Genomic DNA, 24,442 nt, shown 5'->3' with positions numbered 1-24,442 from the left:
GCGCGCGCGTTTTTTCCGCTTCCGATAATTTCAACAAGCGAGGAGGACCGCCATGGGCGTGACCAATCGGTTGGCCTGTTACTCCGACCCCGCCGACCACTATTCCCACCGAGTGCGTATCGTACTTGCAGAGAAGGGTGTCAGCGCCGAGATCATTTATGTGGAAGCTGGCCGTCAGCCGCCTAAACTGATTGAGGTGAACCCTTACGGAAGCCTGCCCACCCTGGTCGATCGTGACCTGGCGTTGTGGGAGTCGACCGTGGTGATGGAATATCTGGATGAGCGTTACCCGCATCCGCCTTTACTGCCGGTTTATCCAGTGGCGCGTGCCAACAGCCGTTTGCTGATTCATCGTATTCAGCGTGACTGGTGTGGTCTGGTGGATCTGATCCTGGATTCGCGGACCAAGGAAGCAGCTCGCGTGGTGGCTCGTAAAGAGCTGCGCGAAAGCCTGACTGGCGTGTCGCCGCTTTTCGCCGACAAGCCGTTTTTCCTCAGCGAGGAACAAAGTCTGGTGGATTGCTGCCTATTGCCAATACTCTGGCGCTTGCCGATTCTAGGTATTGAACTGCCGCGGCCTGCCAAGCCGCTGCTTGATTATATGGAGCGCTCGTTTGCGCGTGAGGCTTTCCAGGCGAGTCTGTCTGGTGTCGAACGCGATATGCGCTAAGGCTTAAGGAGCCGCTATGAACTCCAGTCGACCTTATCTGGTCCGCGCGCTCTACGAGTGGATTGTGGACAACGACTGCACCCCGCACATGCTGGTCAACTCCGAATATCCGTCGGTGCAGGTGCCACAAGGTTTCGCCAGTGACGGACAGATTGTCCTGAACGTTTCGCCGGCCGCCGTGCGCCATTTGCACATGGACAACGAAGCGGTCAGCTTCGAAGGGCGCTTCGGTGGCGTGCCGCACACTCTGTACGTGCCTATCGCATCGATCCTGGGCATTTACGCCCGGGAGAACGGTCAGGGCATGGTGTTTGATCTGGAATCGCCTATGGAAGACGAGGAAGAGATTGAGCCGGATGATGATCTTCCGCCACCCGACAGTGAGCCGCCGCGTCCCAGCGGTCGACCCAGTTTGAAAGTGGTGAAGTAATAAAAAAAGGCGATCCGAGAGGATCGCCTTTTTTTATTACTTCACCACTTTCAAACCGTAGGAGCTGCCGAAGGCTGCGATCTTTTGATTTTGCTTTAACCGCGATCAGAAGATCGCAGCCTCGTTTCACTCGATAGCTCGTACAGTGTCAGTCGATGTACTCAAACAACTTCACAATCTTCTGCACCCCGGAAACACCCTGCACCAGATTGGTCGCCTGAGCCGCTTCCTGTTTGGTCAGCAGGCCCAGCAAGTAAACGATACCGTTCTCGGTGACAACCTTGATGCGCGAGCCCGGAATGTTCGGATCTGTGAGCATCTGGGTCTTGATCTTGGAGGTCAGCCAGGTGTCGTTCTGGCGGGCAAGGAAGCCAGAGGGCGGCAGCACCTGCAGTTCGTTATGTACCGTCTTCACGCGCTGGACAGCGGCGGCGGCCTGTTCGGCCTTGGCCTTGAGATCTGCGCGTGGGGTTTGGCCGGCGAGCAGCACGACACCGTTGAAGCTGGTGACGACGATGTGCGAATCGTTGTCCAGGGCTGGATCGGCCTTGGCGATGTTCACGCCGACCTTGGTGTCGATCAGAGAGTCGTCGATCTTGCTGCCCAAGGTGCGCGTGCCGCGGTCATCATCGATCGGTGCTTCACGGCTGGCGTTAACCACCGAGGTGCAGCCGCTGATGCCAAGGCACAGAGTCAAGGCCAGAAGGCCTAGGCGATTAGGGGTCATTCTTCACTCCCGAACAGTTGGCTGTCGATCAAGTCGCAAAGGCAATGGATCGCCAGCAGGTGGACTTCCTGAATACGTGCGGTGACGTTGGCCGGTACGCGAATCTCGACGTCCTCGGGCAACAGCAGCGACGCCATGCCGCCGCCATCGCGACCGGTCAATGCTACGACAATCATTTCGCGATCATGTGCGGCCTGGATCGCTTGAATTATGTTTGCCGAGTTGCCGCTGGTGGAAATCGCCAGCAATACGTCGCCCGGCTGGCCGAGCGCGCGGATTTGCTTGGAGAAGATTTCGTTGTAGCTGTAGTCGTTGGCGATCGAGGTGATCGTCGAACTGTCGGTGGTCAGCGCAATAGCCGGCAGGCTCGGGCGCTCGCGTTCGAAGCGGTTGAGCAGCTCGGACGAGAAATGCTGGGCGTCGCCGGCGGAGCCGCCGTTGCCGCAGGACAGCATTTTGCCTTCGTTGAGCAGGGCGTTGACCATCACCTGGCTGGCTTGCTCGATGTGCGGTGCAAGTACGTCCATCGCCATTTGCTTGGTGTCGATACTGGCCTGAAAAAGCTGGCGAATTCGGGATTGCATGTCCATCTGTGTGACCTTAATTAGCGCGGCTACTCGGCACATGAATGTGCAGCCCGCAAAGCAAAGAGCAAAATTGTTGGGTGAAAGTGTCCGTTTCGGGACGCACGCGATCAGCTGTCGAAGGCATTCTGCAGCCAGTTCAACTGATCGTGGTTGCTGTCGATGGCGACCACGTCGAAACGGCAAGGGGAATTGGCCCAACGCGACTCGCGCTGAAGAAAATACTGCGCGGCAACAATCAGTTTCTGCCGTTTGCGCTCATCGATGCTATCGAGCGCGCCACCCCATTGAGTGTTTTTTCTGTAGCGAACTTCAACGAATACTACTGTATCGCCATCAAGCATGACCAGATCAAGCTCGCCGCGTTTACACAACCAGTTCTGCGCCAGCAGGCGCAGACCCTGTTGTTGAAGATGCTCGAGCGCGTGGCGCTCGGCATCTTTACCGCTTTGCTGGCGTGACCTGTCAGGCATCAGCGCGGGGTGTCCGGCAGGCGTTGAACCTGGCCGTTGACGAACTGGGCCCATGGCAACTGGCGCACCACGCGTTGGTTCTGAGTCATGCCCAGGCTGCCCGATTGGCCTTCGATGCGGCTGTCCGGCAGTGCCTTGAGTTGCCCCAGGCGTGGAGCCAGGCGATAGGCATCGACGCCCATCGCATACAGGCGGCCCAGGCTGCCGCCGGCTTGTGGCCATTGTGCAGTCACTTGTTTGCGCAGTGGATCATTGGCATCCAGCAGCCATGGGGTTTCGCAGAAACGAACGCCATTCATGTCGTTGTACTGGTTGGCGTCGCCGCTGGCGCTGAACACGTGGGACGTGGCGTACACCGGCACATCGCCAGCGTACTGGAAGTTCAGGGTCGGCTTGATCTGCTGGGCCTGCTGAGGTGTGGCGGCCAGGAAGATGAACTCGATGTCCTGACGGCGCGACGGCTGGGCGGCTACCTGCGAACCAACAGTGCTTTGCAGGCTCTTGGCGCGGCCTTCGCTCTGGCGCAGCTGGAACATGTCGGCAATCTGCTGGGCCAGTTGCACCGGCTGGTCTACACGTTCGGTGGCAACGATGCTGCCGCCGTTGGCTTGCCAATCCTGGCTGAACGCTCTCAGTACGCGATCGCCCCATTCGCCTTTCGGCACCATGATGGCGGCGCGATGCAGGCCGTCGGCGCGAGCGCGACGGGACACTTCGCGCGCTTCGTCTTCAGCGGCAAGACCGAACTGGAACAGCTGCGCCGGGCCTTGTTCGCCTTCGCTGTAATTCAGCGCCAGGGTCGTGATCGGCAGCTGCGGACGAGCGCTGAGCTGTTTGACCAGCGGCTTTTCCAGTGGCCCGACGACCAGTTGCACGCCATCGGCCTGAGCCTTGCGATAGAACTCGTCGAGGGAGGTCAGGCGCGAGCTGTCATAGAACTCGATGGCTGGCGGTTTCTGACCGGCTTGTTGAGCCTGGTAATGGGCCGCCATGAAACCTTCGCGAAGCGCTTTGCCGACGGTTGCCAGCGGGCCGTCTTGCGGCAGCAGCAGGGCGATCTTGCTCAGGGGCTGGCTGGCCAGTTCCTTGAGCCTGGTCAGTGGCAGGGGCAACTGGGCGGCGGCCGGGTGTTTAGGGTTCTGGGCGCGCCAGGTGTCGATCGCGGCTTGCTGCTGCTCCAGGGTGCCAGCGGTTTTCACCGCCAGCGCCAGGCCCATCCAGCCACCGAGGTCGTCGTTGGTGGTCGGTTGCAGTTGATCGGTTGGCAGCGAGGCGATCAGGGTCCAGATCGCTTCGTGGTTTTTGCTTGCCGCTTCACCGCTCAGCATCGGTGCGATGAAAATACGCTCCCGTGCGGCGGCGAGGGTCTGGCCATCGGCTTCAAGGGCGCGGGCATGCACGGTGCCAGTGCGAACCTGTTGTTCGACAGGCAATTCGCCCAGGCGCTGCAGGCTCGGGTGGCTCAAGGCCGTCAGCGCAGCTTTCGGCTGATTGCGCGTCATGGCCAGTTCAGCCGCCAGGGTGCTGGCAAATACCTGTTGGCCAGGCTTGAGTTGTTCGACCGGCACTTGTTGCAGGATTTGCGCGGACTGGCCGGCATTGCCCTGGCGATAAGCCAGGTCTGCCGCACTCAAGCGAAGCAGGGCAGCTTGCTCCGGTGTTTTGCTTTTGGCGGCCTGATCGAGCAGTTGCTCGATGCTGGCATCCGGGGTCCGTGGAAGTTCGCCAAGGCTGGAAGAGGGCGAGCTGGCGCAAGCCGCCAGCAAGGCAGCGAGGCAGAGGGCAGTGAACAGCCGCAGGCAAGCGATCATGTAGTGTTCCTGATACTCGATCAAATTAGCGTGGAATTGTACCCAAGCACTGGCCGGGGCGCGATGTTGCTGGCGTGAATCGATCAATTTAGCTCGTACAAATGTTGCAGCACTGCACAAATGGCTGAAAAAACCGGGCTTGCTTGCGCGTATCGAAAGCATCGCTACGCGCTACAATGGCGGCTTTTACCGATCATGAGGTGTGCGCTTTGACTGCTCCAGGTGCTTTGAATTCCGCTGCTGGCTCGCTTTATGTGGTGGCGACGCCCATCGGCAACCTGGACGACATCAGTGCGCGCGCGCTGAAGATCCTGCGCGAAGTGGCCTTGATCGCCGCCGAAGACACGCGTCACTCCCAGCGATTGATGCAGCACTTCGGCATTCCTACGCCGCTGGCAGCCTGCCATGAACACAATGAGCGGGATGAAGGTAGCCGCTTTATTACCCGCCTGCTCGCTGGCGACGATGTGGCGCTGATTTCCGATGCCGGGACGCCGCTGATTTCCGATCCGGGTTATCACCTGGTGCGTCAGGCTCGCGCGGCGGGAATCAACGTGGTGCCGGTTCCGGGCGCCTGTGCATTGATCGCGGCGCTGTCTGCGGCGGGTCTGCCTTCGGATCGTTTTATCTTCGAAGGCTTCCTGCCGGCGAAGGCTGTCGGTCGTCGTGCCCGTCTTGAACTGCTTAAAGAAGAGCCGCGTACGCTGATTTTCTACGAGGCCCCACACCGCATTCTTGAATGCCTGCAAGACATGGAGCTGGTTTTTGGCCCGGAGCGTCCGGCGTTGCTGGCGCGGGAGCTGACCAAAACCTTCGAAACCCTCAAAGGCCTGCCCTTGGCCGAGCTGCGCGAGTTCGTCGAGTCGGACAGCAATCAGCAGCGCGGTGAGTGCGTGGTGCTGGTCGCGGGCTGGTCGGCCCCCGAAACCGAGGACGCCGTCAGCAGTGAAGCCATGCGCATTCTCAATCTGTTGCTCGAAGAGATGCCGCTCAAGCGTGCCGCAGCCTTGGCGGCGCAAATTACCGGCGAGCGCAAGAATGTTCTGTATCAGGTGGCGCTGGATAAACAGAAGGGCGAGTAAAACCCGACGTGCAGGCGTGGCTGAAGGCGTTTAACGCTTGTTCTTCGGCCGCTCTGCCGTTAACCTTCGCGGCGGAGAGTCGATCGGACAGTCGCTGCCTTCTATGAAAATTAGGGGGGGGAGGAAAGTCCGGGCTCCATAGGGCGAAGTGCCAGGTAATGCCTGGGAGGCGTGAGCCTACGGAAAGTGCCACAGAAAATAACCGCCTAAGCGCTTCGGCGCCGGTAAGGGTGAAAAGGTGCGGTAAGAGCGCACCGCACGTCTGGCAACAGTTCGTGGCTAGGTAAACCCCACTTGGAGCAAGACCAAATAGGGTCCCAAGGCGTGGCCCGCGCTGGGACCGGGTAGGTTGCTAAAGATGTCCAGTGATGGCCATCGTAGACGAATGACTGTTCAAGACAGAACCCGGCTTACAGATCGACTCTCCACCTTTTTTCCTCCCTGCTTGAATCATTGAGCAGGGCGCTCGTAATGGCAGTTTCCCTCCTTGCATAATCCATCGCATATCCTCTTTTGTAATACCGAAAAAATCTTACTCTTAACAAACTACTTTAACTTCTGAGTGCAGCCTCCAGTGCTGATTCAAGTTATTGGACAAATTCATCCGCCAGATTCTCGTTACCCCTCCTAATACGCTCCTAAATCTCAGTTCTGTAAGGGTTTTCCTTTAATCCGCGCCTTGACGGTGCGGTGGCCGCATTCCTATAGTGTGCGCAAGTGGCGGAAAGTGGCATGAAGTGGGTTTTTTGAACGCAAAACGCTAATATTTGGAGAAACGCTGACGTGTTTCGCGGAGCTAACGCTATCAGTCTCGACGCAAAGGGCCGTCTCGCCATGCCGAGCCGGTACCGTGACGAGCTCGTTTCGCGTAGTTCCGGGCAGCTAATCGTCACAATTGATGCCGTTGATCCGTGTTTGTGTGTTTACCCCCTCGATGAGTGGGAAATTATTGAAACCAAACTGCGCGCACTGCCTTCGCTTCGCGAAGAGAACCGCCGCCTGCAACGTTTACTGATTGGTAATGCCGTCGACCTCGAGCTCGATGGCAGTGGTCGTTTTCTGGTTCCGCCGCGTCTTCGTGAATATGCCCGATTGGACAAGCGCGCGATGCTGGTAGGCCAACTGAACAAGTTCCAATTGTGGGACGAGGATGCCTGGGATGCGGTTTCTGCCGCTGACCTGGCTGCTATTCAACAACCGGGCGCCATGCCTGATGAACTGCGTGATTTGATCCTGTGACTATTGATAGCGGCTTTAACCACATCACCGTACTGCTTGACGAAGCCGTCGAGGCTCTCGCCGTACGTCCTGATGGCTGCTATCTGGACGGCACGTTCGGGCGCGGCGGACACAGTCGGTTGATCCTCAGCAAGCTGGGTCCCGATGGTCGAGTGCTCGGATTTGATAAAGATCCTCAAGCGATTGCCACCGGGCAAGCGCTAGCGGCCGAAGACGGCCGCTTTGTCGTTGTGCAGCGCAGCTTTGCCGAGCTCGGTTCGGAAGTGGTCGAGCGCGGTCTGGCCGGCAAGGTCAGCGGCGTTTTGCTTGACCTGGGCGTGTCCTCGCCACAGCTCGACGACCCTGAGCGCGGCTTCAGTTTCCTCAACGATGGTCCGCTGGACATGCGTATGGACCCGTCCCGCGGGATCAGCGCCGCCGAGTTCGTCAACACCGCGCCGGTGGAAGAAATCGCCCGGGTATTCAAGGAATACGGCGAAGAACGTTTCTCCGGCCGCATGGCGCGTGCCGTGGCCGAGCGTCGCGACATCAAGCCGTTCGAGCGCACCGGCGACCTGGCTGAAGTCCTGAAAGTCGCCAACCCGGCGTGGGAAAAGGGCAAGAACCCGGCGACCCGTGCGTTTCAGGGCCTGCGTATCCACGTCAACAATGAACTGGGCGATCTGGAAGCCGGCCTCGAAGCCGCGCTGGAATGCCTGGAAATCGGCGGTCGTCTGGTCGTCATCAGCTTCCATTCGCTGGAAGACCGCATCGTCAAACTGTTCATGCGCAAGCTGGTGAAAGGCGAAGCCGACAACCTGCCGCGCAATCTGCCGGTGCGTCACGTCGCTTTCGAACCGAAAATCAAAGTCCATGGCAAAGCGCAGTCCGCCTCCGAGGCCGAACTCAAAGCCAACCCACGTTCCCGTAGCGCCGTCATGCGCGTCGCGGAGAAGCTGCGGTGAGCAAGCTTTTCGCCAAGCCACTGCCCGGCGGAAGCTTTTTCATGCTGCTGCTGTTCGTGGGCGTGCTTGTGTCGGCCATCGGCGTGTCATACAGCGCCCACTGGAACCGTCAGCTGTTGAACTCGCTGTACAGCGAGTTGAGCGTGCGCGACAAGGCGCAGGCGGAATGGGGGCGGCTGATTCTCGAGCAGAGCACCTGGACCGCCCACAGCCGCATCGAAGTCCTGGCCACCGAGCAACTGAAGATGCACATCCCCGGCGCGGCTGACGTGCAGATGGTGGCGCCATGATGAAACTCGAAGGCGCAATGTTCCCATGGCGTTTTCGCCTGGTGGTGGGTTTGCTCGGCGTCATGGTCGCGGCGATTTGCTGGCGCATCATTGACCTGCAAGTGGTCGACCGTGCCTTCCTGAAAGGTCAGGGCGACGCGCGCAGCGTTCGTCACATCCCGATTCCGGCTCACCGTGGTCTGATTACCGACCGTAACGGCGAGCCATTGGCCGTCAGTACCCCGGTCACCACCCTGTGGGCCAACGCCAAGGAAATGCAGCTGGCCAAAGAGAAGTGGCCCGCACTGGCCGCCGCGTTGGGTCAGGATCCGAAAGCCCTGGCCGAACGTCTCGAAGCCCAGGCCAACAAAGAATTCATTTATCTGGTGCGCGGGCTGACGCCTGAGCAAGGCCAGTCCGTGCTCGACCTGAAAGTACCGGGCGTCTACGGCATTGAAGAATTCCGCCGTTTCTACCCGGCTGGCGAAGTGACCGCGCACATGGTGGGCTTTACCGACATCGATGACCACGGTCGTGAAGGTGTCGAACTGGCTTATGACGAATGGCTCGCCGGGGTCCCCGGCAAGCGACAGGTCATCAAGGACCGGCGCGGGCGACTTATCAAAGATGTTCAGGTGACCAAAAACGCCAAGGCCGGCAAGCCCTTGGCGTTGTCCATTGACCTGCGTCTGCAATACCTGGCCAACCGCGAACTGCGCAACGCGATCATCGAGAACGGCGCCAAGGCCGGCAGCCTGGTGATCATGGACGTGAAGACTGGCGAGATCCTCGCCATGGTCAACCAGCCGACCTATAACCCGAACAACCGTCGCAACCTGCAGCCGGCGATGATGCGTAACCGCGCGATGATCGACGTGTTCGAACCGGGTTCGACCATGAAAGCGATTTCCATGAGCGCTGCGATCGAAACCGGCCGCTGGAAACCGACCGACACCGTCGAGGTGTATCCGGGCACCTTGCAGATTGGCAAGTACACCATCAAGGACGTCTCCAAGAGTGAAGGTCCGGTGCTCGACCTGACCGGCATTCTGATCAACTCCAGTAACGTCGGCATGAGTAAGGTCGCATTCGATATCGGCGGCGAAACCATTTTCCGTCTGGCGCAGAAAGTCGGCCTCGGCCAGGACACGGGCCTCGGCTTCCCGGGCGAGCGCGTGGGCAACCTGCCGAACTACCGCGAATGGCGCAAGGCTGAAACCGCGACGCTGTCCTACGGCTACGGTATTTCCGTGACTGCGATCCAGTTGGTCCATGCCTTCTCGGCCCTGGCCAACAACGGTCGCCTCGCGCCACTGACCCTGATCAAGACCGACAAGGCGCCGCAAACCACGCAAGTGTTGCCGGAAGCGGTCGCGAAAACCATGCAGACCATGCTGCAACAAGTGATCGAGGCCCCGCGCGGTGTATTCCGTGCGCAGGTGCCGGCGTATCACGTGGGTGGCAAGTCCGGTACCGCACGTAAAACGTCGGTCGGCACCAAAGGCTACGCCGAGAATTCCTACCGCTCGTTGTTCGCCGGCTTCGGCCCGATGAGCGATCCGCGTTACGCCATCGTGGTGGTGATCGATGAACCGACCAAGGCCGGTTACTTCGGGGGCCTGGTATCGGCGCCGGTGTTCAGCAAAGTGATGTCCGGGACGTTGCGCCTGATGAACATCACGCCGGACAACCTGCCACCGGTTCAACAGGCCAACGCAACACCGGTCGTTCCGCTGAAAGCCAATGGAGGGCGCGGCTGATGTCTCTGAGTCTGAACAAGATTTTCGCCCACGCCGGCCGCGATCTGTTGATCCGTGAATTGGCACTGGACAGCCGCAACGTACGGGCAGGCGACCTGTTTCTTGCCGTCCCCGGCGGCAAGTTCGACGGTCGCGCGCACATCACCGACGCCTTGCAGCGTGGTGCGGCGGCCGTGGCTTATGAAGTCGAAGGCGCAACCGTATTGCCGATCACCGATGTGCCGATGATCCCGGTGAAAGGCCTCGCGGCGCAGCTGTCGGACATCGCCGGGCGTTTTTACGGTGACCCGAGCCGCCACCTGAACCTGGTCGGCGTGACCGGCACCAACGGCAAAACCAGCGTGACCCAGTTGGTGGCGCAAGCGCTGGACCTGCTCGGTCAACACTGCGGCATCGTCGGCACATTGGGCTCGGGTTTCTACGGCGCGCTGGAAAGCGGCCTGCACACCACACCGAATCCGATCGCGGTGCAGGCAACCCTGGCTGACCTGAAAAAGGCCGGTGCCAAAGCCGTGGCCATGGAAGTGTCGTCCCACGGTCTGGATCAGGGGCGTGTCACCGCGTTGGCGTTTGATGTGGCGGTGATGACCAACCTGTCCCGCGATCATCTGGATTACCACGGCACCATGGAAGCCTACGGCGAAGCCAAGGCCAGGTTGTTTGCCTGGAACGATCTGAAATGCCGGGTGGTTAACCTCGACGACGATTTCGGTCGGCAACTGGCTGCCGAAAAACGCGAATCGCGCTTGATCACCTACAGCCTGCTCGACAGCAGCGCTTACCTGTATTGCCGCGAAGCACAGTTCGACGACGAAGGCGTGCGCGCGACCTTGGTTACACCGCAAGGCGAGCACCATCTGCGCAGCACCTTGCTCGGTCGCTTCAACCTGAGCAACGTCTTGGCTGCGGTCGGCGCCTTGCTCGGTCTGGACTATGCGCTGGACGAAATTCTCAAGGTCCTGCCAAAACTCGAAGGCCCTGCCGGACGCATGCAGCGCCTGGGCGGAGGTACTCAGCCGTTGGTGGTGGTCGATTACGCCCACACCCCGGATGCGCTGGAAAAAGTATTGATGGCCCTGCGCCCGCACGCCAAAGGCCGCTTGTTGTGCCTGTTCGGTTGCGGCGGTGATCGCGATCGCGGCAAGCGTCCGCTGATGGCCGAAGTGGTCGAGCGTCTGGCCGATGGCGTGCTGGTGACCGATGACAATCCGCGCACCGAAGATCCGGCCGTGATTTTCGATGACATCCGCGCCGGATTCACCGATGTGGACAAAGTTACTTTCGTCGCCGGTCGTGGTCAGGCGATTGCCCAGTTGATCGCCAGCGCCTCGGTGGATGACGTGATTGTCCTGGCCGGTAAAGGTCACGAGGACTATCAGGAAATCAACGGTCAGCGCCACGACTTCTCTGATCTGGTCGAAGCGGATCACGCGTTGACCGCGTGGGAGGTGGCCCATGCTTGAACCCCTGAAACTGAGCGAACTGACCCGCGCACTGAATGGCCGATTGATCCTCGCCGATGCCACTTTCGAGGGTGTCAGCATCGACAGCCGTGCGATCAAGCCGGGTCAGCTGTTCATTGCCCTGACCGGTCCGCGCTTCGACGGTCATGATTATCTGAACGACGTTGCCAGCAAAGGCGCCGTCGGTGCCCTGGTCGAGCGCGAAGTCGCCGACAGCGCGCTGCCGCAATTGCTGGTCAAGGACACCCGTCAGGCGCTGGGTCAATTGGGCGGGATGAATCGTGCGGCGTTTACCCATCCGGTTGCCGCCATCACGGGCTCCAGCGGCAAGACCACGGTCAAGGAAATGCTCGCGAGCATACTGCGCACGCGCGGTCCGGTGCTGGCGACCCGCGGCAACCTGAACAACGACCTCGGCGTGCCGCTGACCTTGCTCGAACTCGCGCCGGAACATACTGCGGCCGTGATCGAACTGGGGGCTTCGCGTCTTGGCGAAATCGCCTACACCGTCGGCATGACCAAACCCCATGTGGCCGTGCTCAACAATGCCGGAACCGCCCACGTCGGCGAGTTCGGCGGGCCGGAAAAAATCGTTGAAGCCAAGGGCGAGATTATTGAAGGACTGGCGGCCGATGGCGTCGCGGTGCTCAATCTTGACGACAAGGCCTTCGAGATCTGGAAGACCCGCGCCGCCGGTCGCAAAGTCCTGACCTTCGCCCTGAGCAACGTCAGCGCCGACTTCTACGCCAGCGACCTGGACCGCGACGCTCGCGGTTGCCCGGCGTTCAACCTGCACAGTCCTGACGGTGTGGAGCGCGTTCAACTGAACCTGCTCGGCACCCATAACGTTGCCAATGCCATGGCCGCCGCCGCTGCTGCGCATGCCCTGGGCGTGTCGCTGTTCGGTATCGCCACCGGCCTTGGCGCCGTGCAGCCGGTCAAGGGCCGCACCGTTGCGCAACTGGCCACCAATGGCATGCGCGTGATCGATGACACCTACAACGCGAACCCCACATCCATGTGCGCTGCCGTTGATATACTCGCCGGCTTTTCCGGACGCACCGTTCTGGTGCTCGGGGATATCGGCGAGTTGGGCGACTGGGCGGAGCAGGGGCACCGCGACGTGGGCGAGTACGCCCGTGGCAAGGTTTCCGCACTTTACGCGGTCGGGCCCATGATGACCCACGCCGTGAAGGCTTTCGGCGAGCAGGCTTTTCACTTCAGTACCCAAGCTGAACTGATCAAGGCCCTCGGCGCCGAGCAAGACACAAACACCACCATTTTGATCAAGGGCTCGCGCAGCGCTGCGATGGAAAACATCGTCGCCGCTTTGTGCGGGTCCAGCCTGGAGAAACATTGATGCTGCTGCTGTTAGCGGAGTACCTGCAACAGTTCTACAAAGGCTTCGCGGTCTTCCAGTACCTGACCCTGCGCGGGATTCTCGGTGTGCTGACCGCGCTGGTCCTGTCGCTGTGCTACGGCCCGTGGATGATCCGCACGTTGCAGAACCGCCAGATCGGTCAGTCCGTTCGTAACGACGGTCCACAATCGCACCTGTCCAAATCCGGCACGCCGACCATGGGTGGCGCACTGATCCTGTCGTCGATCGGGGTGAGCACCTTGCTCTGGGCTGACCTGAGCAACCGCTATGTGTGGACCGTGTTGCTGGTCACGTTGCTGTTCGGTGCCATCGGCTGGGTCGATGACTATCGCAAAGTGATCGAGAAGAATTCCAAAGGCTTGCCAAGCCGCTGGAAATACTTCTGGCAGTCGGTGTTCGGCCTGGGCGCGGCGATCTTCCTTTATATGACCGCTGCGACGCCGGTCGAAACCACCCTGATCCTGCCGATGCTCAAGGACTACAGCATTCCGCTGGGCGCCGGCTTCATCGTCCTGACCTATTTCGTGATCGTCGGCTCGAGCAACGCGGTCAACCTGACCGACGGCCTCGATGGCCTGGCGATCATGCCGACCGTGATGGTCGGCGGTGGCCTGGGCATTTTCTGCTACCTGTCGGGTAACGTGAAATTCGCTGAATACCTGCTGATCCCGTACGTACCGGGCGCCGGTGAGTTGATCGTGTTCTGCGGTGCGCTGATCGGTGCGGGCCTTGGCTTCCTCTGGTTCAACACCTATCCGGCACAAGTCTTCATGGGCGACGTCGGCGCACTGGCGCTGGGCGCAGCCCTGGGCACCATCGCGGTGATCGTCCGCCAGGAAATCGTCCTGTTCATCATGGGCGGTGTGTTCGTGATGGAAACCCTGTCGGTGGTCATCCAGGTCGCATCCTTCAAGTTGACCGGTCGCCGCGTGTTCCGCATGGCGCCGATTCACCACCACTTTGAACTCAAGGGCTGGCCCGAGCCACGCGTGATCGTCCGTTTCTGGATCATCACCGTGATTCTCGTACTGGTCGGCCTTGCCACCCTGAAGCTGAGGTAGAACGAGTGTCTCTGATCGCTTCTGACCACTTCCGCATCGTTGTCGGCCTCGGCAAGAGCGGCATGTCCCTGGTTCGCTTCCTGGCGAACCGGGGCACGTCGTTTGCTGTCGCCGATACGCGGGAAAATCCACCGGAACTGGCCACGCTCAAGCGTGACTATCCGCACGTGGAAGTGCGTTGTGGCGAGCTGGACGTCGAATTCCTGTGCCGTGCCGACGAACTCTACGTGAGCCCCGGCCTGGCGCTGGCGACCCCGGCCCTGCAGGCCGCTGCTGCCCGTGGCGTGAAACTGTCCGGTGACATCGAGCTGTTCGCGCGTAATGCGAAGGCGCCGATTGTCGCCATCAGCGGTTCCAACGCGAAAAGCACCGTCACCACCCTGGTGGGCGAGATGGCTGCTGCGGCGGGCAAGCGTGTCGCCGTCGGAGGCAATCTTGGCACCCCGGCGCTGGACCTGCTTCGCGATGACGTCGAGCTGTACGTGATGGAGTTGTCGAGCTTCCAGCTCGAAACCACTGACCAACTCAACGCCGAAGTGGCGACTGTGCTCAACATCAGCGAAGACCACATGGACCGCTACAGCGGTCTGCCGGCCTATCACCTGGCCAAGCACCGGATCTTCCGCGGCGCCAAACAGTTTGTGGTCAATCGTCAGGACGCGCTGACCCGTCCATTGATTGGCGAAGGCCAGCCTTGCTGGACCTTCGGTTTGGGCAAGCCTGATTTCAAGGCCTTTGGTATCCGGGAGGAGCACGGCGAGAAGTACCTGGCCTTCGAATTCCAGAACCTGATGCCGGTGCGCGAGTTGAAAATTCGCGGTGCCCACAACCAGTCCAATGCCCTGGCGGCCTTGGCCCTTGGCCACGCGGTCGGGCTGCCGTTCGACGCCATGCTGTCGAGCCTGCGCACGTTCGCCGGGCTTGAGCATCGCTGCCAGTGGGTTCGTGACCTTGATGGCGTGGGCTATTACAACGATTCCAAGGCCACCAACGTTGGCGCCGCACTGGCTGCCATCGAAGGCCTGGGCGCGGACATCGATGGCAAGGTCGTGCTGATCGCCGGTGGCGACGGCAAGGGCGCCGAGTTCAATGATCTGCGTGATCCGGTGGCGGCCAACTGCCGCGCCGTGATCCTGATGGGCCGCGACTCCGACAAGATCGGCGAGGCCATTGGCGACGCCGTGCCGCTGATCCGCGTCGGTTCGCTGGTCGATGCGGTGGAGCAATGCCGGGCCGTAGCACAACCGGGCGACGTGGTGCTGTTGTCGCCGGCCTGCGCCAGTTTCGACATGTTCAAGAATTACGAAGACCGTGGTCACCAGTTCGTCCGCGCCGTGGAGGATCTGGCATGAGCCTGCTCAACATCATCAAGCCGTACCCTTCACCGCTCATTACCGGGCGCGGCATCGATCTCGACTTCCCGATGCTCGCCGGTTGCCTGGCCTTGCTCGGCCTCGGTCTGGTGATGATTGCATCGGCCTCGACCGAAGTGGCGGCCGTGCAGTCGGGCAGTGCCTTGTACTACATGATTCGCCACCTGATCTACGTGGTACTGGGCCTGGGTGCCTGCATCGTCACCATGATGATTCCGATCGCCACCTGGCAGCGCCTGGGCTGGCTGATGCTGATTGGTGCGTTCGGTTTGCTGGTGATGGTGATCATTCCGGGGATCGGCCGTGAAGTGAACGGGTCGATGCGCTGGATCGGTTTCAGTTTCTTCAACGTTCAGCCTTCCGAGATCGCCAAGGTGTTCGTGGTGATCTACCTCGCCGGTTATCTGGTGCGTCGCCAGAAAGAAGTGCGTGAAAGCTGGATGGGATTCTTCAAGCCGTTCATCGTGCTGCTGCCGATGGCGGGGCTGTTGCTGATGGAGCCGGACTTCGGTGCCACCGTCGTGATGATGGGCGCGGCGGCGGCGATGCTGTTCCTCGGCGGGGTCGGGCTGTTCCGTTTTTCCTTGATGGTGGTTCTGGCGGTCGCGGCGGTGGTGCTGCTGATTCAGGTACAGCCGTATCGAATGGCGCGCCTGACCAACTTTGCCGATCCGTGGGCTGACCAGTTCGGTGCCGGTTATCAGTTATCGCAGGCATTGATCGCGTTTGGTCGTGGCGAATGGCTGGGCGTGGGCCTGGGCAACAGCGTGCAGAAACAGTTCTACCTGCCGGAAGCCCACACCGACTTCGTGTTTTCGGTCCTGGCCGAAGAACTGGGTGCCGTAGGTTCCTTGTGCACGGTCGCGCTATTTGTCTTCGTTTGTATTCGCGGCATGTACATCGGATATTGGGCCGAGAAGGCCAAGCAATTCTTTGCCGCTTACATCGCGTATGGCCTGTCGTTCCTGTGGATTGGTCAGTTCCTGATCAACATCGGGGTGAACGTCGGCCTGCTGCCGACCAAGGGCCTGACCTTGCCGTTCCTCAGTTATGGCGGCAGTTCGTTGGTGATCTGCTGTGCCTGTCTCGGCTTGTTGCTGCGCATCGAGTGGGAAAGTCGAACCCATCTGGGCAGCGAAGAGATGGAGTTTCATGAGAGCGACTTCGCCGAGGAGTCGACCCATGGGCGCTAACGTTCTGATCATGGCGGGCGGCACCGGTGGCCACGTGTTCCCGGCGCTGGCCTGCGCTCGCGAATTCCAGGCCCGCGGCTACACCGTGCATTGGCTCGGGACGCCGCGTGGCATCGAGAACGATCTGGTGCCGCTGGCCGGTATCGAGCTGCATCGGATCAATGCCAGCGGTCTGCGCGGCAAGGGCAAATTGTCCCTGCTCAAGGCACCGTTGATGTTGCTCAAGTCCGTCTGGCAGGCGCGGGCGATCATTCGCCAGCTGCGCCCGGTGTGCGTGGTCGGCTTTGGTGGTTATGTGACCGGTCCTGGCGGTGTTGCAGCCAAACTGGCTGGTGTGCCGGTGATCGTTCACGAACAGAACGCCGTGGCAGGTACCGCCAATCGGTTGCTGGTGCCGTTGGCCGCCCGAGTCTGTGAAGCGTTCCCCGACACCTTTACCCTGTCGGACAGCCGACGGACCACCGGTAATCCGGTGCGCACCGAGCTGTTCCTCGACACACCGCGACCCGCCCTGGCCGGTCGCAAGGCGCGTTTGCTGATCCTGGGCGGAAGCCTGGGCGCAGAACCGTTGAACAAGTTGCTGCCTGAAGCCCTGTCGCTCGTCGCCCCTGACCTGCGCCCGGAAGTGTTTCATCAGGCCGGCAAAAACCACGATGAAGTGACTGCAGAGCGCTATCGCGCGGCTGGCGTCGAGGCGCAAGTGCAGCCTTTCATCAAAGACATGGCCCACGCCTATGGCTGGGCCGACCTGGTGGTGTGCCGAGCAGGCGCGCTGACCATCAGTGAACTGGCCGCCGCCGGTCTGCCCTCGATGCTGGTGCCCTTGCCCCACGCGATCGACGATCACCAGACCCGCAACGCCGATTATTTGGCCCGTGAAGGCGCTGCCTTCCTGATGCCGCAAAGAACGACTGGCGCTGCGGATCTTGCCGCACGCCTGACAGAGGTCCTGATGCAACCACAACGACTCACCGACATGGCCACTGCGGCACGCCGCCTGGCCAAACCCGATGCGACCCGTAACGTGGTCGATACCTGCCTGGAGGTGGCCCATGGTTGAGAATCAGAAAGCCATGCCGCAACCGGAAATGCGCCGCATCCGTCGCATCCACTTCGTCGGTATCGGCGGCGTGGGCATGTGCGGGATCGCCGAAGTGTTGCTGAACCTGGGCTATGACGTGTCCGGTTCGGACCTGAAAGCTTCGCCGGTGACCGAACGCCTGGAATCCTTTGGCGCGCAGATTTTCATTGGCCACCGCGCTGAAAACGCTTCCGCCGCCGATGTGCTGGTGGTGTCGAGTGCCGTGAACACCTCCAACCCGGAAGTCGCCACCGCGCTGGAACGCCGCATCCCGGTGGTGCCACGCGCCGAGATGCTGGCCGAGTTGATGCGCTATCGCCACGGCATCGCCGTTGCCGGTACGCACGGCAAAACCACCACCACCAGCCTGATCGCTTCGGTGTTCGCCGCCGGTGGCCTGGACCCGACCTTCGTCATCGGTGGTCGCCTGAATGCCGCGGGCACCAACGCCCAGCTCGGCACCAGCCGCTACCTGATCGCCGAAGCCGACGAAAGCGACGCCAGTTTCCTGCACTTGCAGCCGCTGGTGGCCGTGGTCACCAACATCGACGCCGACCACATGGCGACCTACGACGGTGACTTCAACAAACTGAAGAAAACCTTCGTCGAGTTCCTGCACAACCTGCCGTTCTACGGTCTGGCGGTGGTGTGCCTGGACGACCCGGTGGTGCGTGAAATTCTGCCGCAGGTCAAACGTCCGGCCGTCACTTACGGCTTCGGCGATGACTGCGACGTGCGCGCAATCAATGTGCGTCAGCAGGGCATGCAGACTTTCTTCACCGTGCTGCGTCCTGACCGCGAGCCGCTGGATGTCTCGGTGAACATGCCGGGCAACCACAACGTGCTGAATGCACTGGCCACCATCTGCATCGCCACTGACGAAGGCGTCAGCGATGAAGCCATCGTCCAGGGCCTGTCCGGCTTCCAGGGTGTTGGCCGACGCTTCCAGGTCTACGGCGAACTGCCAGTCGAAGACGGCAGCGTGATGCTGGTCGACGACTACGGGCACCACCCGACTGAAGTGGCCGCTGTGATCAAGGCCGTGCGCGGTGGCTGGCCGGAGCGCCGCCTGGTGATGGTTTACCAGCCGCACCGTTACAGCCGCACCCGCGACCTCTACGACGATTTCGTCAATGTACTGGCCGACGCCAACGTCCTGTTGCTGATGGAAGTGTATCCGGCCGGTGAAGAGCCGATCCCGGGCGCCGACAGCCGCAAACTGTGCAACAGCATCCGTCAGCGCGGCCAGCTCGACCCGATCTACATCGAGCGCGGTGTCGACCTCGCGCCGGTGGTCAAGCCGCTGCTGCGTGCCGGCGACATCCTGCTGTGCCAGGGCGCCGGTGATATTGGCGGTCTTGCACCGAAACTGTTGAACAGTCCGTTGTTCGCTGGCGCCGTTGCCGCGCCAAGCGTGGGGAAGTTGAAATGACTGCTGCTTACGCCAACCTCGTCTCCACGATCGCGCCGAAAGATTTCGGCCGCGTCGCCGTGCTGTTCGGCGGCAAGAGTGCCGAGCGAGAGGTATCCCTGAAGTCGGGTAACGCGGTTCTCGACGCGCTGCAAAGCGCCGGCGTGGACGCGTTCGGTCTCGACGTGGGCGATGACCTGTTGCAGCGTTTGCTCAACGAAAAAATCGACCGCGCCTTCATCATTCTCCACGGTCGTGGCGGTGAAGACGGCAGCATGCAAGGCCTGCTGGAGTGCCTGGGCATTCCGTACACCGGCAGCGGCATTCTGGCTTCGGCATTGGCCATGGACAAGCTGCGCACCAAACAGGTCTGGCACAGCCTCGGCATTCCGACGCCACGCCACGCGGTATTGAGTTCCGAGGCCGATTGTATTTCGGCGGCGACGGAACTGGGCTTCCCTTTGATCGTCAAACCGGCCCATGAAGGTTCAAGTATCGGGATGGCCAAAGTGACCTCCGCGTCCGAGTTGATCGACGCGTGGAAAGCGGCCAGTACCTACGATTCGCAAGTGTTGGTCGAGCAATGGATTCAAGGTCCGGAGTTCACCATCGCCACCCTGCGTGACCAGGTGTTGCCACCCATTGCCCTGGGCACGACGCACAGCTTCTACGACTACGACGCCAAGTACGTGGCTTCCGATACCCAGTACCGGATTCCATGTGGCCTGGACAGCACCAAGGAAAAAGAATTGATGGACCTCACGGCGAAAGCCTGTGAGGCGCTGGGTATCGCCGGTTGGGGCAGGGCAGACGTGATGCAGGACGCCGACGGGCAGTTCTGGTTCCTCGAAGTCAATACCGCACCGGGCATGACCGATCACAGTCTGGTGCCGATGGCGGCCCGTGCTGCCGGTCTGGATTTCCAGCAGCTGGTTCTGGCGATTCTGGCAGCCAGCATCGAGGCGCGAGGGTAAGACCATGCAAGGCGCACAGTTGAGACATCAGCCCCCACCAGCACCCGGCCGCAAGCCGGTGCCGCGGGGTGCCAGCCGAATGGTGGCCAAAGAGCCGATGTCCGCGCGCCTGCCGAAAGCCAATTTTGGTTTTCTCAAAGCCTTGTTCTGGCCGGTGATGTTAGTGGCGGTGGGGTTCGGTACTTACGAAGGCGCACAGCGGTTGCTGCCGTACGCCGACCGGCCGATCTCCAAGGTCGCGGTGCAGGGCGACCTGAGCTACATCAGCCAGCAAGCGGTGCAGCAGCGGATCGCCCCTTACGTGGCGTCGAGCTTCTTCACCATCGACCTGGCGAGCATGCGCACCGAGCTGGAACAGATGCCCTGGATTGCCCACGCCGAAGTGCGTCGGGTATGGCCGGATCAAGTGGTGATCCGCCTGGAAGAACAACTGCCGGTGGCCCGCTGGGGCGACGAATCGCTGTTGAACAACCAGGGTCAGGCGTTCACCCCGCGTGAACTGGCGAACTACGAACATTTGCCACAGCTGTTCGGCCCACAACGGGCTCAGCAGCAAGTGATGCAGCAATACCAGGTGCTGAGCCAGATGCTCAGGCCGTTGGGTTTCTCGATTGCACGCCTGGAGTTGCGTGAGCGGGGCAGCTGGTTCCTGACCACCGGCGCCGGCAGTGCAGGCCCGGGGATCGAACTGCTGCTGGGCCGCGGCAACCAGGTGGAAAAGATGCGCCGTTTCATTGCCATCTACGACAAGACGCTTAAAGAACAGATTACGAACATTGCGCGCATCGATCTGCGCTACGCCAACGGCCTCGCTGTTGGCTGGCGGGAACCTGTAGCGCCCACGACAGCCCAACCCGCTGTCGCGAAGAATTAAGAAGAGGCAGGACCCATGGCAAACGTGCAAAGCGGCAAAATGATCGTCGGTCTCGATATCGGCACCTCCAAGGTGGTGGCGCTGGTAGGCGAGGTCTCGGACGACGGCACGCTGGAAATCGTCGGGATCGGCACTCATCCGTCCCGCGGCCTGAAGAAAGGCGTGGTGGTGAACATCGAGTCCACCGTCCAGTCGATTCAGCGCGCGATCGAAGAAGCGCAGCTGATGGCCGGTTGCCGGATCCACTCGGCGTTCGTCGGTGTGGCGGGCAATCACATCCGCAGCCTGAACTCCCACGGCATCGTCGCGATTCGTGATCGCGAAGTCAGCTCCGCCGACCTTGAACGCGTCCTCGACGCGGCCCAGGCCGTGGCGATCCCGGCTGACCAGCGCGTGCTGCACACCCTGCCGCAGGATTACGTGATCGATAACCAGGAAGGCGTTCGTGAGCCCCTGGGCATGTCCGGCGTACGTCTGGAAGCCAAGGTCCACGTGGTCACCTGCGCCGTCAACGCGGCACAGAACATCGAGAAATGCGTGCGTCGCTGCGGTCTGGAAATCGACGACATCATTCTCGAGCAGCTGGCCTCGGCCTACTCGGTATTGACCGACGACGAGAAAGAGCTGGGCGTGTGCCTGGTGGACATCGGCGGCGGCACCACCGACATCGCGATCTTCACCGAAGGCGCGATCCGTCACACCGCGGTGATCCCGATTGCGGGCGATCAGGTGACGAACGACATCGCCATGGCGTTGCGCACCCCGACCCAGTACGCCGAAGAAATCAAGATTCGCTACGCCTGCGCCCTGGCCAAACTGGCCGGCGCCGGTGAAACCATCAAGGTGCCAAGCGTCGGCGACCGTCCACCGCGCGAGTTGTCGCGCCAGGCCCTGGCCGAAGTGGTCGAGCCGCGTTACGACGAGCTGTTCACGCTGATCCAGGCCGAACTGCGTCGCAGCGGCTACGAAGACCTGATCCCGGCCGGCATCGTGCTGACCGGTGGTACGTCGAAGATGGAAGGCGCGGTCGAACTGGCCGAAGAAATCTTCCACATGCCGGTCCGCCTGGGCGTGCCCCATGGCGTCAAGGGTCTGGACGACGTGGTGCGCAACCCGATTTATTCCACCGGCGTTGGCCTGTTGATGTACGGCCTGCAAAAGCAGTCCGACGGGATTTCGTTCTCGGGCATCAGCAGCCGCGACAGCTACAGCAATGAAGAGCCGAAAGCCGCCTTGATCGATCGCATCAAGAGCTGGGTGCAAGGCAACTTCTAAGAATTACCGCAGCACCGTTGTAGATACAGGCAGTAGGCGAAAAAACTAGAGAATCAAAGGAGAGGGAAAATGTTCGAACTCGTAGACAACATCCCCGCAAGCCCGGTCATTAAGGTTATCGGTGTTGGCGGAGGCGGCGGCAACGCTGTCAATCACATGGTCAAGAGCAACATTGAAGGCGTTGAATTCATCTGCGCCAACACTGATGCCCAGGCGCTCAAGAGCATTGGCGCGCGGACCATCCTGCAACTGGGCACCGGCGTGACCAAAGGTCTCGGCGCTGGCGCCAATCCTGAAGTAGGTCGTCAGGCCGCTCTCGAAGACCGTGAGCGCATTGCCGAAGTCCTGCAGGGCACCAACATGGTGTTCATCACCACCGGCATGGGCGGCGGTACCGGTACCGGTGCTGCGCCGATCATTGCTGAAGTGGCCAAGGAAATGGGGATCCTCACCGTTGCGGTGGTGACCCGTCCATTCCCGTTCGAAGGTCGCAAGCGCATGCAGATCGCCGACGAAGGTATTCGTCTGCTGTCCGAAAGCGTCGACTCGTTGATCACCATTCCCAACGAGAAGCTGCTGACCATCCTTGGTAAGGACGCCAGCCTGCTGTCGGCTTTCGCCAAGGCTGACGATGTACTGGCCGGTGCCGTTCGCGGTATCTCCGACATCATCAAGCGTCCGGGCATGATCAACGTCGACTTTGCCGACGTGCGTACCGTGATGAGCGAAATGGGCATGGCGATGATGGGCACTGGCTGCGCCAGCGGTCCGAACCGTGCACGCGAGGCCACCGAAGCGGCCATTCGCAACCCGTTGCTCGAAGACGTGAACCTGCAAGGTGCACGCGGCATCCTGGTGAACATCACCGCCGGTCCTGACCTGTCCCTGGGTGAGTACTCCGACGTGGGTAGCATCATCGAAGCCTTCGCTTCCGAGCACGCCATGGTCAAGGTCGGTACCGTTATCGATCCGGACATGCGCGACGAGTTGCACGTGACTGTAGTTGCCACCGGTCTGGGCGCGAAAATCGAGAAGCCTGTGAAGGTCATCGACAACACCGTTCACACCTCCATGGCGTCTCAGCCGCAACAATCGGCTCCCGCTCGTCAGGAAGCGCCAGCGGTAAACTACCGTGACCTGGACCGTCCGACCGTCATGCGCAACCAGGCTCAGGCCGGTGCTGCGACTGCTGCGAAGATGAATCCGCAAGATGATCTGGACTACCTGGACATCCCGGCTTTCCTGCGTCGTCAGGCCGATTAATGGAATGTATCAGGGCTATGAAGGTGATTGGTGTTCAGCAAAGGTCTGGTCTGCTATTATCGCCAGCCTTTGTTGATACCAGTTCGCAATTTGCGCTGAAGCGGCCCAAGCCATGATTAAACAACGCACACTGAAAAATATTATCCGTGCCACAGGTGTAGGCCTGCACTCCGGGGAGAAGGTATACCTGACCCTCAAGCCCGCACCTATCGACACCGGCATTGTGTTTTGTCGTGCCGATCTCGACCCTGTGGTGCAGATTCCTGCCCGCGCGGAAAACGTTGGTGAAACCACGATGTCGACCACGCTGGTCAGTGGTGACACCAAAGTGGATACGGTGGAGCACTTGCTCTCGGCCATGGCTGGCCTGGGCATCGATAACGCCTACGTCGAGCTCTCCGCGTCCGAAGTCCCGATCATGGATGGCAGCGCTGGACCTTTCGTATTCCTGATTCAATCGGCCGGCCTGGAAGAACAGGACGCACCGAAGAAGTTCATCCGGATCCTGCGGGAAGTGACAGTGGAAGATGGCGACAAGCGCGCCACTTTCGTCCCTTTCGAAGGCTTCAAGGTGAGTTTCGAGATCGATTTCGATCACCCGGTTTTCCGTAACCGCACACAAAGTGCAAGCGTGGATTTTTCCAGCACTTCGTTCGTAAAAGAAGTCAGCCGCGCCCGTACCTTTGGTTTCATGAGTGACATCGAGTACCTGCGCAAGCACAACCTCGCACTCGGCGGCAGCGTTGAAAACGCTATTGTGGTCGACGCGGATGGTGTACTGAACGAAGACGGCCTTCGCTATGAAGACGAATTCGTGAAGCACAAGATCCTCGATGCAATTGGTGACCTCTACCTGCTGGGCAATAGCCTGATTGGTGAGTTCAAGGGCTTCAAGTCCGGACATGCATTGAACAACCAGCTGCTGCGCAAGTTGATTGAGCAGACAGATGCTTGGGAAGTCGTGACTTTCGAAGACGCCAGCACTGCACCGATCTCTTACATGCGTCCGGTTGCGGCGGTGTAAGTAAAAACCTCTCTAGTTTTTAAAGGCTGCCTTCGGGTGGCCTTTTTTTATGTCTGCCGGAAAGTGATGCGGTGTTCGTT

23 protein-coding genes and 1 other RNA gene are annotated in these 24,442 nt (G+C 60.6%); 20 read left to right on the top strand and 4 right to left on the bottom strand.

Translation table 11 applies throughout. The features are described from left to right. The first annotated feature begins 52 nt into the window (after positions 1–52). Positions 53–670 carry a glutathione S-transferase N-terminal domain-containing protein gene (locus tag B723_RS31255; protein ID WP_007905304.1) on the top strand — a complete coding sequence of 206 codons (618 nt, stop codon included), beginning with the start codon at positions 53–55 and terminating at the stop codon, positions 668–670. Positions 671–686: 16 nt separating this feature from the next. After that, positions 687–1,100: a ClpXP protease specificity-enhancing factor gene (locus B723_RS31250; RefSeq protein WP_008037283.1), complete on the top strand. Its 414-nt coding sequence runs from the start codon at positions 687–689 to the stop codon at positions 1,098–1,100. Between the two features lie 148 nt (positions 1,101–1,248). Here B723_RS31250 and B723_RS31245 read toward each other — a convergent pair whose 3' ends face one another. From B723_RS31245 to B723_RS31230, 4 genes are all read right to left on the bottom strand, one after another. Further along, positions 1,249–1,827, bottom strand: a complete 579-nt coding sequence (locus B723_RS31245; RefSeq protein WP_008025960.1) for a BON domain-containing protein — start codon at positions 1,825–1,827, stop codon at positions 1,249–1,251. Continuing rightward, positions 1,824–2,417 (bottom strand): phosphoheptose isomerase, encoded by a 594-nt coding sequence (locus B723_RS31240; protein WP_008025961.1) that lies wholly within the window; start codon positions 2,415–2,417, stop codon positions 1,824–1,826. The genes B723_RS31245 and B723_RS31240 overlap by 4 nt, the downstream gene beginning before the upstream one ends. A 104-nt stretch (positions 2,418–2,521) precedes the next feature. Beyond that, on the bottom strand, positions 2,522–2,884 hold the full coding sequence (locus tag B723_RS31235) for a YraN family protein (RefSeq protein WP_017340695.1): 363 nt from the start codon (positions 2,882–2,884) through the stop codon (positions 2,522–2,524). Then, positions 2,884–4,695, bottom strand: coding sequence for a penicillin-binding protein activator (locus B723_RS31230; protein ID WP_017340694.1), 1,812 nt, complete (start codon positions 4,693–4,695; stop codon positions 2,884–2,886). The genes B723_RS31235 and B723_RS31230 overlap by 1 nt, the downstream gene beginning before the upstream one ends. 176 nt (positions 4,696–4,871) lie before the next feature. Between B723_RS31230 and rsmI the strand changes: the two genes are divergently transcribed. The 18 genes from rsmI (at position 4,872) to lpxC (ending at position 24,362) form a co-directional block, all read left to right on the top strand. Next, positions 4,872–5,777: a 16S rRNA (cytidine(1402)-2'-O)-methyltransferase gene (rsmI, locus tag B723_RS31225; RefSeq protein ID WP_017340693.1), complete on the top strand. Its 906-nt coding sequence runs from the start codon at positions 4,872–4,874 to the stop codon at positions 5,775–5,777. A gap of 75 nt (positions 5,778–5,852) precedes the next feature. Then, positions 5,853–6,206, top strand: an RNA gene (rnpB, locus tag B723_RS31770) — RNase P RNA component class A. 354 nt (positions 6,207–6,560) lie between these two features. After that, positions 6,561–7,016: a division/cell wall cluster transcriptional repressor MraZ gene (gene mraZ / locus B723_RS31220; RefSeq protein WP_008025967.1), complete on the top strand. Its 456-nt coding sequence runs from the start codon at positions 6,561–6,563 to the stop codon at positions 7,014–7,016. Continuing rightward, the gene (gene rsmH / locus B723_RS31215) at positions 7,013–7,960 is read left to right on the top strand and encodes a 16S rRNA (cytosine(1402)-N(4))-methyltransferase RsmH (RefSeq protein WP_017340692.1); all 948 of its coding nucleotides are present in this window, start codon (positions 7,013–7,015) and stop codon (positions 7,958–7,960) included. Before mraZ ends, rsmH begins: the two co-directional genes overlap by 4 nt. Beyond that, positions 7,957–8,250: a cell division protein FtsL gene (ftsL, locus tag B723_RS31210; RefSeq protein WP_017340691.1), complete on the top strand. Its 294-nt coding sequence runs from the start codon at positions 7,957–7,959 to the stop codon at positions 8,248–8,250. Before rsmH ends, ftsL begins: the two co-directional genes overlap by 4 nt. Next, the gene (locus B723_RS31205) at positions 8,250–9,989 is read left to right on the top strand and encodes a peptidoglycan D,D-transpeptidase FtsI family protein (protein ID WP_193393040.1); all 1,740 of its coding nucleotides are present in this window, start codon (positions 8,250–8,252) and stop codon (positions 9,987–9,989) included. The genes ftsL and B723_RS31205 overlap by 1 nt, the downstream gene beginning before the upstream one ends. Then, positions 9,989–11,452 (top strand): UDP-N-acetylmuramoyl-L-alanyl-D-glutamate--2,6-diaminopimelate ligase, encoded by a 1,464-nt coding sequence (locus B723_RS31200; RefSeq protein WP_017340689.1) that lies wholly within the window; start codon positions 9,989–9,991, stop codon positions 11,450–11,452. Before B723_RS31205 ends, B723_RS31200 begins: the two co-directional genes overlap by 1 nt. After that, positions 11,445–12,812: a UDP-N-acetylmuramoyl-tripeptide--D-alanyl-D-alanine ligase gene (locus tag B723_RS31195; RefSeq protein ID WP_017340688.1), complete on the top strand. Its 1,368-nt coding sequence runs from the start codon at positions 11,445–11,447 to the stop codon at positions 12,810–12,812. The genes B723_RS31200 and B723_RS31195 overlap by 8 nt, the downstream gene beginning before the upstream one ends. After that, complete coding sequence (gene mraY / locus B723_RS31190; protein ID WP_008037292.1) at positions 12,812–13,894, top strand: phospho-N-acetylmuramoyl-pentapeptide-transferase; 1,083 nt, start codon at positions 12,812–12,814, stop codon at positions 13,892–13,894. Before B723_RS31195 ends, mraY begins: the two co-directional genes overlap by 1 nt. Before the next feature lie 5 nt (positions 13,895–13,899). Continuing rightward, positions 13,900–15,246, top strand: coding sequence for a UDP-N-acetylmuramoyl-L-alanine--D-glutamate ligase (murD, locus tag B723_RS31185; protein WP_017340687.1), 1,347 nt, complete (start codon positions 13,900–13,902; stop codon positions 15,244–15,246). Continuing rightward, a complete protein-coding gene (gene ftsW, locus B723_RS31180) occupies positions 15,243–16,460 on the top strand; it encodes a putative lipid II flippase FtsW (RefSeq protein ID WP_017340686.1) in 1,218 nt (405 codons plus the stop codon). The genes murD and ftsW overlap by 4 nt, the downstream gene beginning before the upstream one ends. After that, positions 16,450–17,520, top strand: coding sequence for an undecaprenyldiphospho-muramoylpentapeptide beta-N-acetylglucosaminyltransferase (gene murG / locus B723_RS31175; RefSeq protein WP_017340685.1), 1,071 nt, complete (start codon positions 16,450–16,452; stop codon positions 17,518–17,520). Before ftsW ends, murG begins: the two co-directional genes overlap by 11 nt. Then, entirely contained in the window at positions 17,513–18,973 is a 1,461-nt protein-coding gene (murC, locus tag B723_RS31170; protein ID WP_017340684.1) for a UDP-N-acetylmuramate--L-alanine ligase, read from the top strand. The genes murG and murC overlap by 8 nt, the downstream gene beginning before the upstream one ends. Beyond that, positions 18,970–19,926: a D-alanine--D-alanine ligase gene (locus B723_RS31165; protein ID WP_017340683.1), complete on the top strand. Its 957-nt coding sequence runs from the start codon at positions 18,970–18,972 to the stop codon at positions 19,924–19,926. The genes murC and B723_RS31165 overlap by 4 nt, the downstream gene beginning before the upstream one ends. A 4-nt stretch (positions 19,927–19,930) precedes the next feature. Further along, entirely contained in the window at positions 19,931–20,800 is an 870-nt protein-coding gene (locus tag B723_RS31160; RefSeq protein ID WP_017340682.1) for a cell division protein FtsQ/DivIB, read from the top strand. Positions 20,801–20,815: 15 nt separating this feature from the next. After that, positions 20,816–22,075, top strand: coding sequence for a cell division protein FtsA (ftsA, locus tag B723_RS31155; protein WP_017340681.1), 1,260 nt, complete (start codon positions 20,816–20,818; stop codon positions 22,073–22,075). 69 nt (positions 22,076–22,144) lie between these two features. Further along, the gene (ftsZ, locus tag B723_RS31150) at positions 22,145–23,338 is read left to right on the top strand and encodes a cell division protein FtsZ (RefSeq protein WP_017340680.1); all 1,194 of its coding nucleotides are present in this window, start codon (positions 22,145–22,147) and stop codon (positions 23,336–23,338) included. 112 nt (positions 23,339–23,450) lie between these two features. Then, positions 23,451–24,362: a UDP-3-O-acyl-N-acetylglucosamine deacetylase gene (gene lpxC / locus B723_RS31145; RefSeq protein WP_017340679.1), complete on the top strand. Its 912-nt coding sequence runs from the start codon at positions 23,451–23,453 to the stop codon at positions 24,360–24,362. The last annotated feature ends 80 nt before the right edge of the window (positions 24,363–24,442 follow it).

The organism is Pseudomonas fluorescens NCIMB 11764 (genome assembly GCF_000293885.2).
In the GTDB taxonomy this organism is placed as follows: Bacteria; Pseudomonadota; Gammaproteobacteria; order Pseudomonadales; family Pseudomonadaceae; genus Aquipseudomonas; species Aquipseudomonas fluorescens_B.
This window is presented reverse-complemented; position numbering and strand designations above follow the sequence as displayed.

Bases quoted from the DNA above. Each gene is read 5' to 3' on its own strand.
- B723_RS31255 (WP_007905304.1), top strand. From the start codon at position 53: ATGGGCGTGACCAATCGGTTGGCCTGTTACTCCGACCCCGCCGACCAC.
- B723_RS31250 (WP_008037283.1), top strand. From the start codon at position 687: ATGAACTCCAGTCGACCTTATCTGGTCCGCGCGCTCTACGAGTGGATT.
- B723_RS31245 (WP_008025960.1), bottom strand. From the start codon at position 1,827: ATGACCCCTAATCGCCTAGGCCTTCTGGCCTTGACTCTGTGCCTTGGC.
- B723_RS31240 (WP_008025961.1), bottom strand. From the start codon at position 2,417: ATGGACATGCAATCCCGAATTCGCCAGCTTTTTCAGGCCAGTATCGAC.
- B723_RS31235 (WP_017340695.1), bottom strand. From the start codon at position 2,884: ATGCCTGACAGGTCACGCCAGCAAAGCGGTAAAGATGCCGAGCGCCAC.
- B723_RS31230 (WP_017340694.1), bottom strand. From the start codon at position 4,695: ATGATCGCTTGCCTGCGGCTGTTCACTGCCCTCTGCCTCGCTGCCTTG.
- rsmI (WP_017340693.1), top strand. From the start codon at position 4,872: ATGGCGGCTTTTACCGATCATGAGGTGTGCGCTTTGACTGCTCCAGGT.
- B723_RS31205 (WP_193393040.1), top strand. From the start codon at position 8,250: ATGAAACTCGAAGGCGCAATGTTCCCATGGCGTTTTCGCCTGGTGGTG.
- B723_RS31200 (WP_017340689.1), top strand. From the start codon at position 9,989: ATGTCTCTGAGTCTGAACAAGATTTTCGCCCACGCCGGCCGCGATCTG.
- B723_RS31195 (WP_017340688.1), top strand. From the start codon at position 11,445: ATGCTTGAACCCCTGAAACTGAGCGAACTGACCCGCGCACTGAATGGC.
- mraY (WP_008037292.1), top strand. From the start codon at position 12,812: ATGCTGCTGCTGTTAGCGGAGTACCTGCAACAGTTCTACAAAGGCTTC.
- ftsW (WP_017340686.1), top strand. From the start codon at position 15,243: ATGAGCCTGCTCAACATCATCAAGCCGTACCCTTCACCGCTCATTACC.
- murG (WP_017340685.1), top strand. From the start codon at position 16,450: ATGGGCGCTAACGTTCTGATCATGGCGGGCGGCACCGGTGGCCACGTG.
- murC (WP_017340684.1), top strand. From the start codon at position 17,513: ATGGTTGAGAATCAGAAAGCCATGCCGCAACCGGAAATGCGCCGCATC.
- B723_RS31165 (WP_017340683.1), top strand. From the start codon at position 18,970: ATGACTGCTGCTTACGCCAACCTCGTCTCCACGATCGCGCCGAAAGAT.
- B723_RS31160 (WP_017340682.1), top strand. From the start codon at position 19,931: ATGCAAGGCGCACAGTTGAGACATCAGCCCCCACCAGCACCCGGCCGC.
- ftsA (WP_017340681.1), top strand. From the start codon at position 20,816: ATGGCAAACGTGCAAAGCGGCAAAATGATCGTCGGTCTCGATATCGGC.
- ftsZ (WP_017340680.1), top strand. From the start codon at position 22,145: ATGTTCGAACTCGTAGACAACATCCCCGCAAGCCCGGTCATTAAGGTT.
- lpxC (WP_017340679.1), top strand. From the start codon at position 23,451: ATGATTAAACAACGCACACTGAAAAATATTATCCGTGCCACAGGTGTA.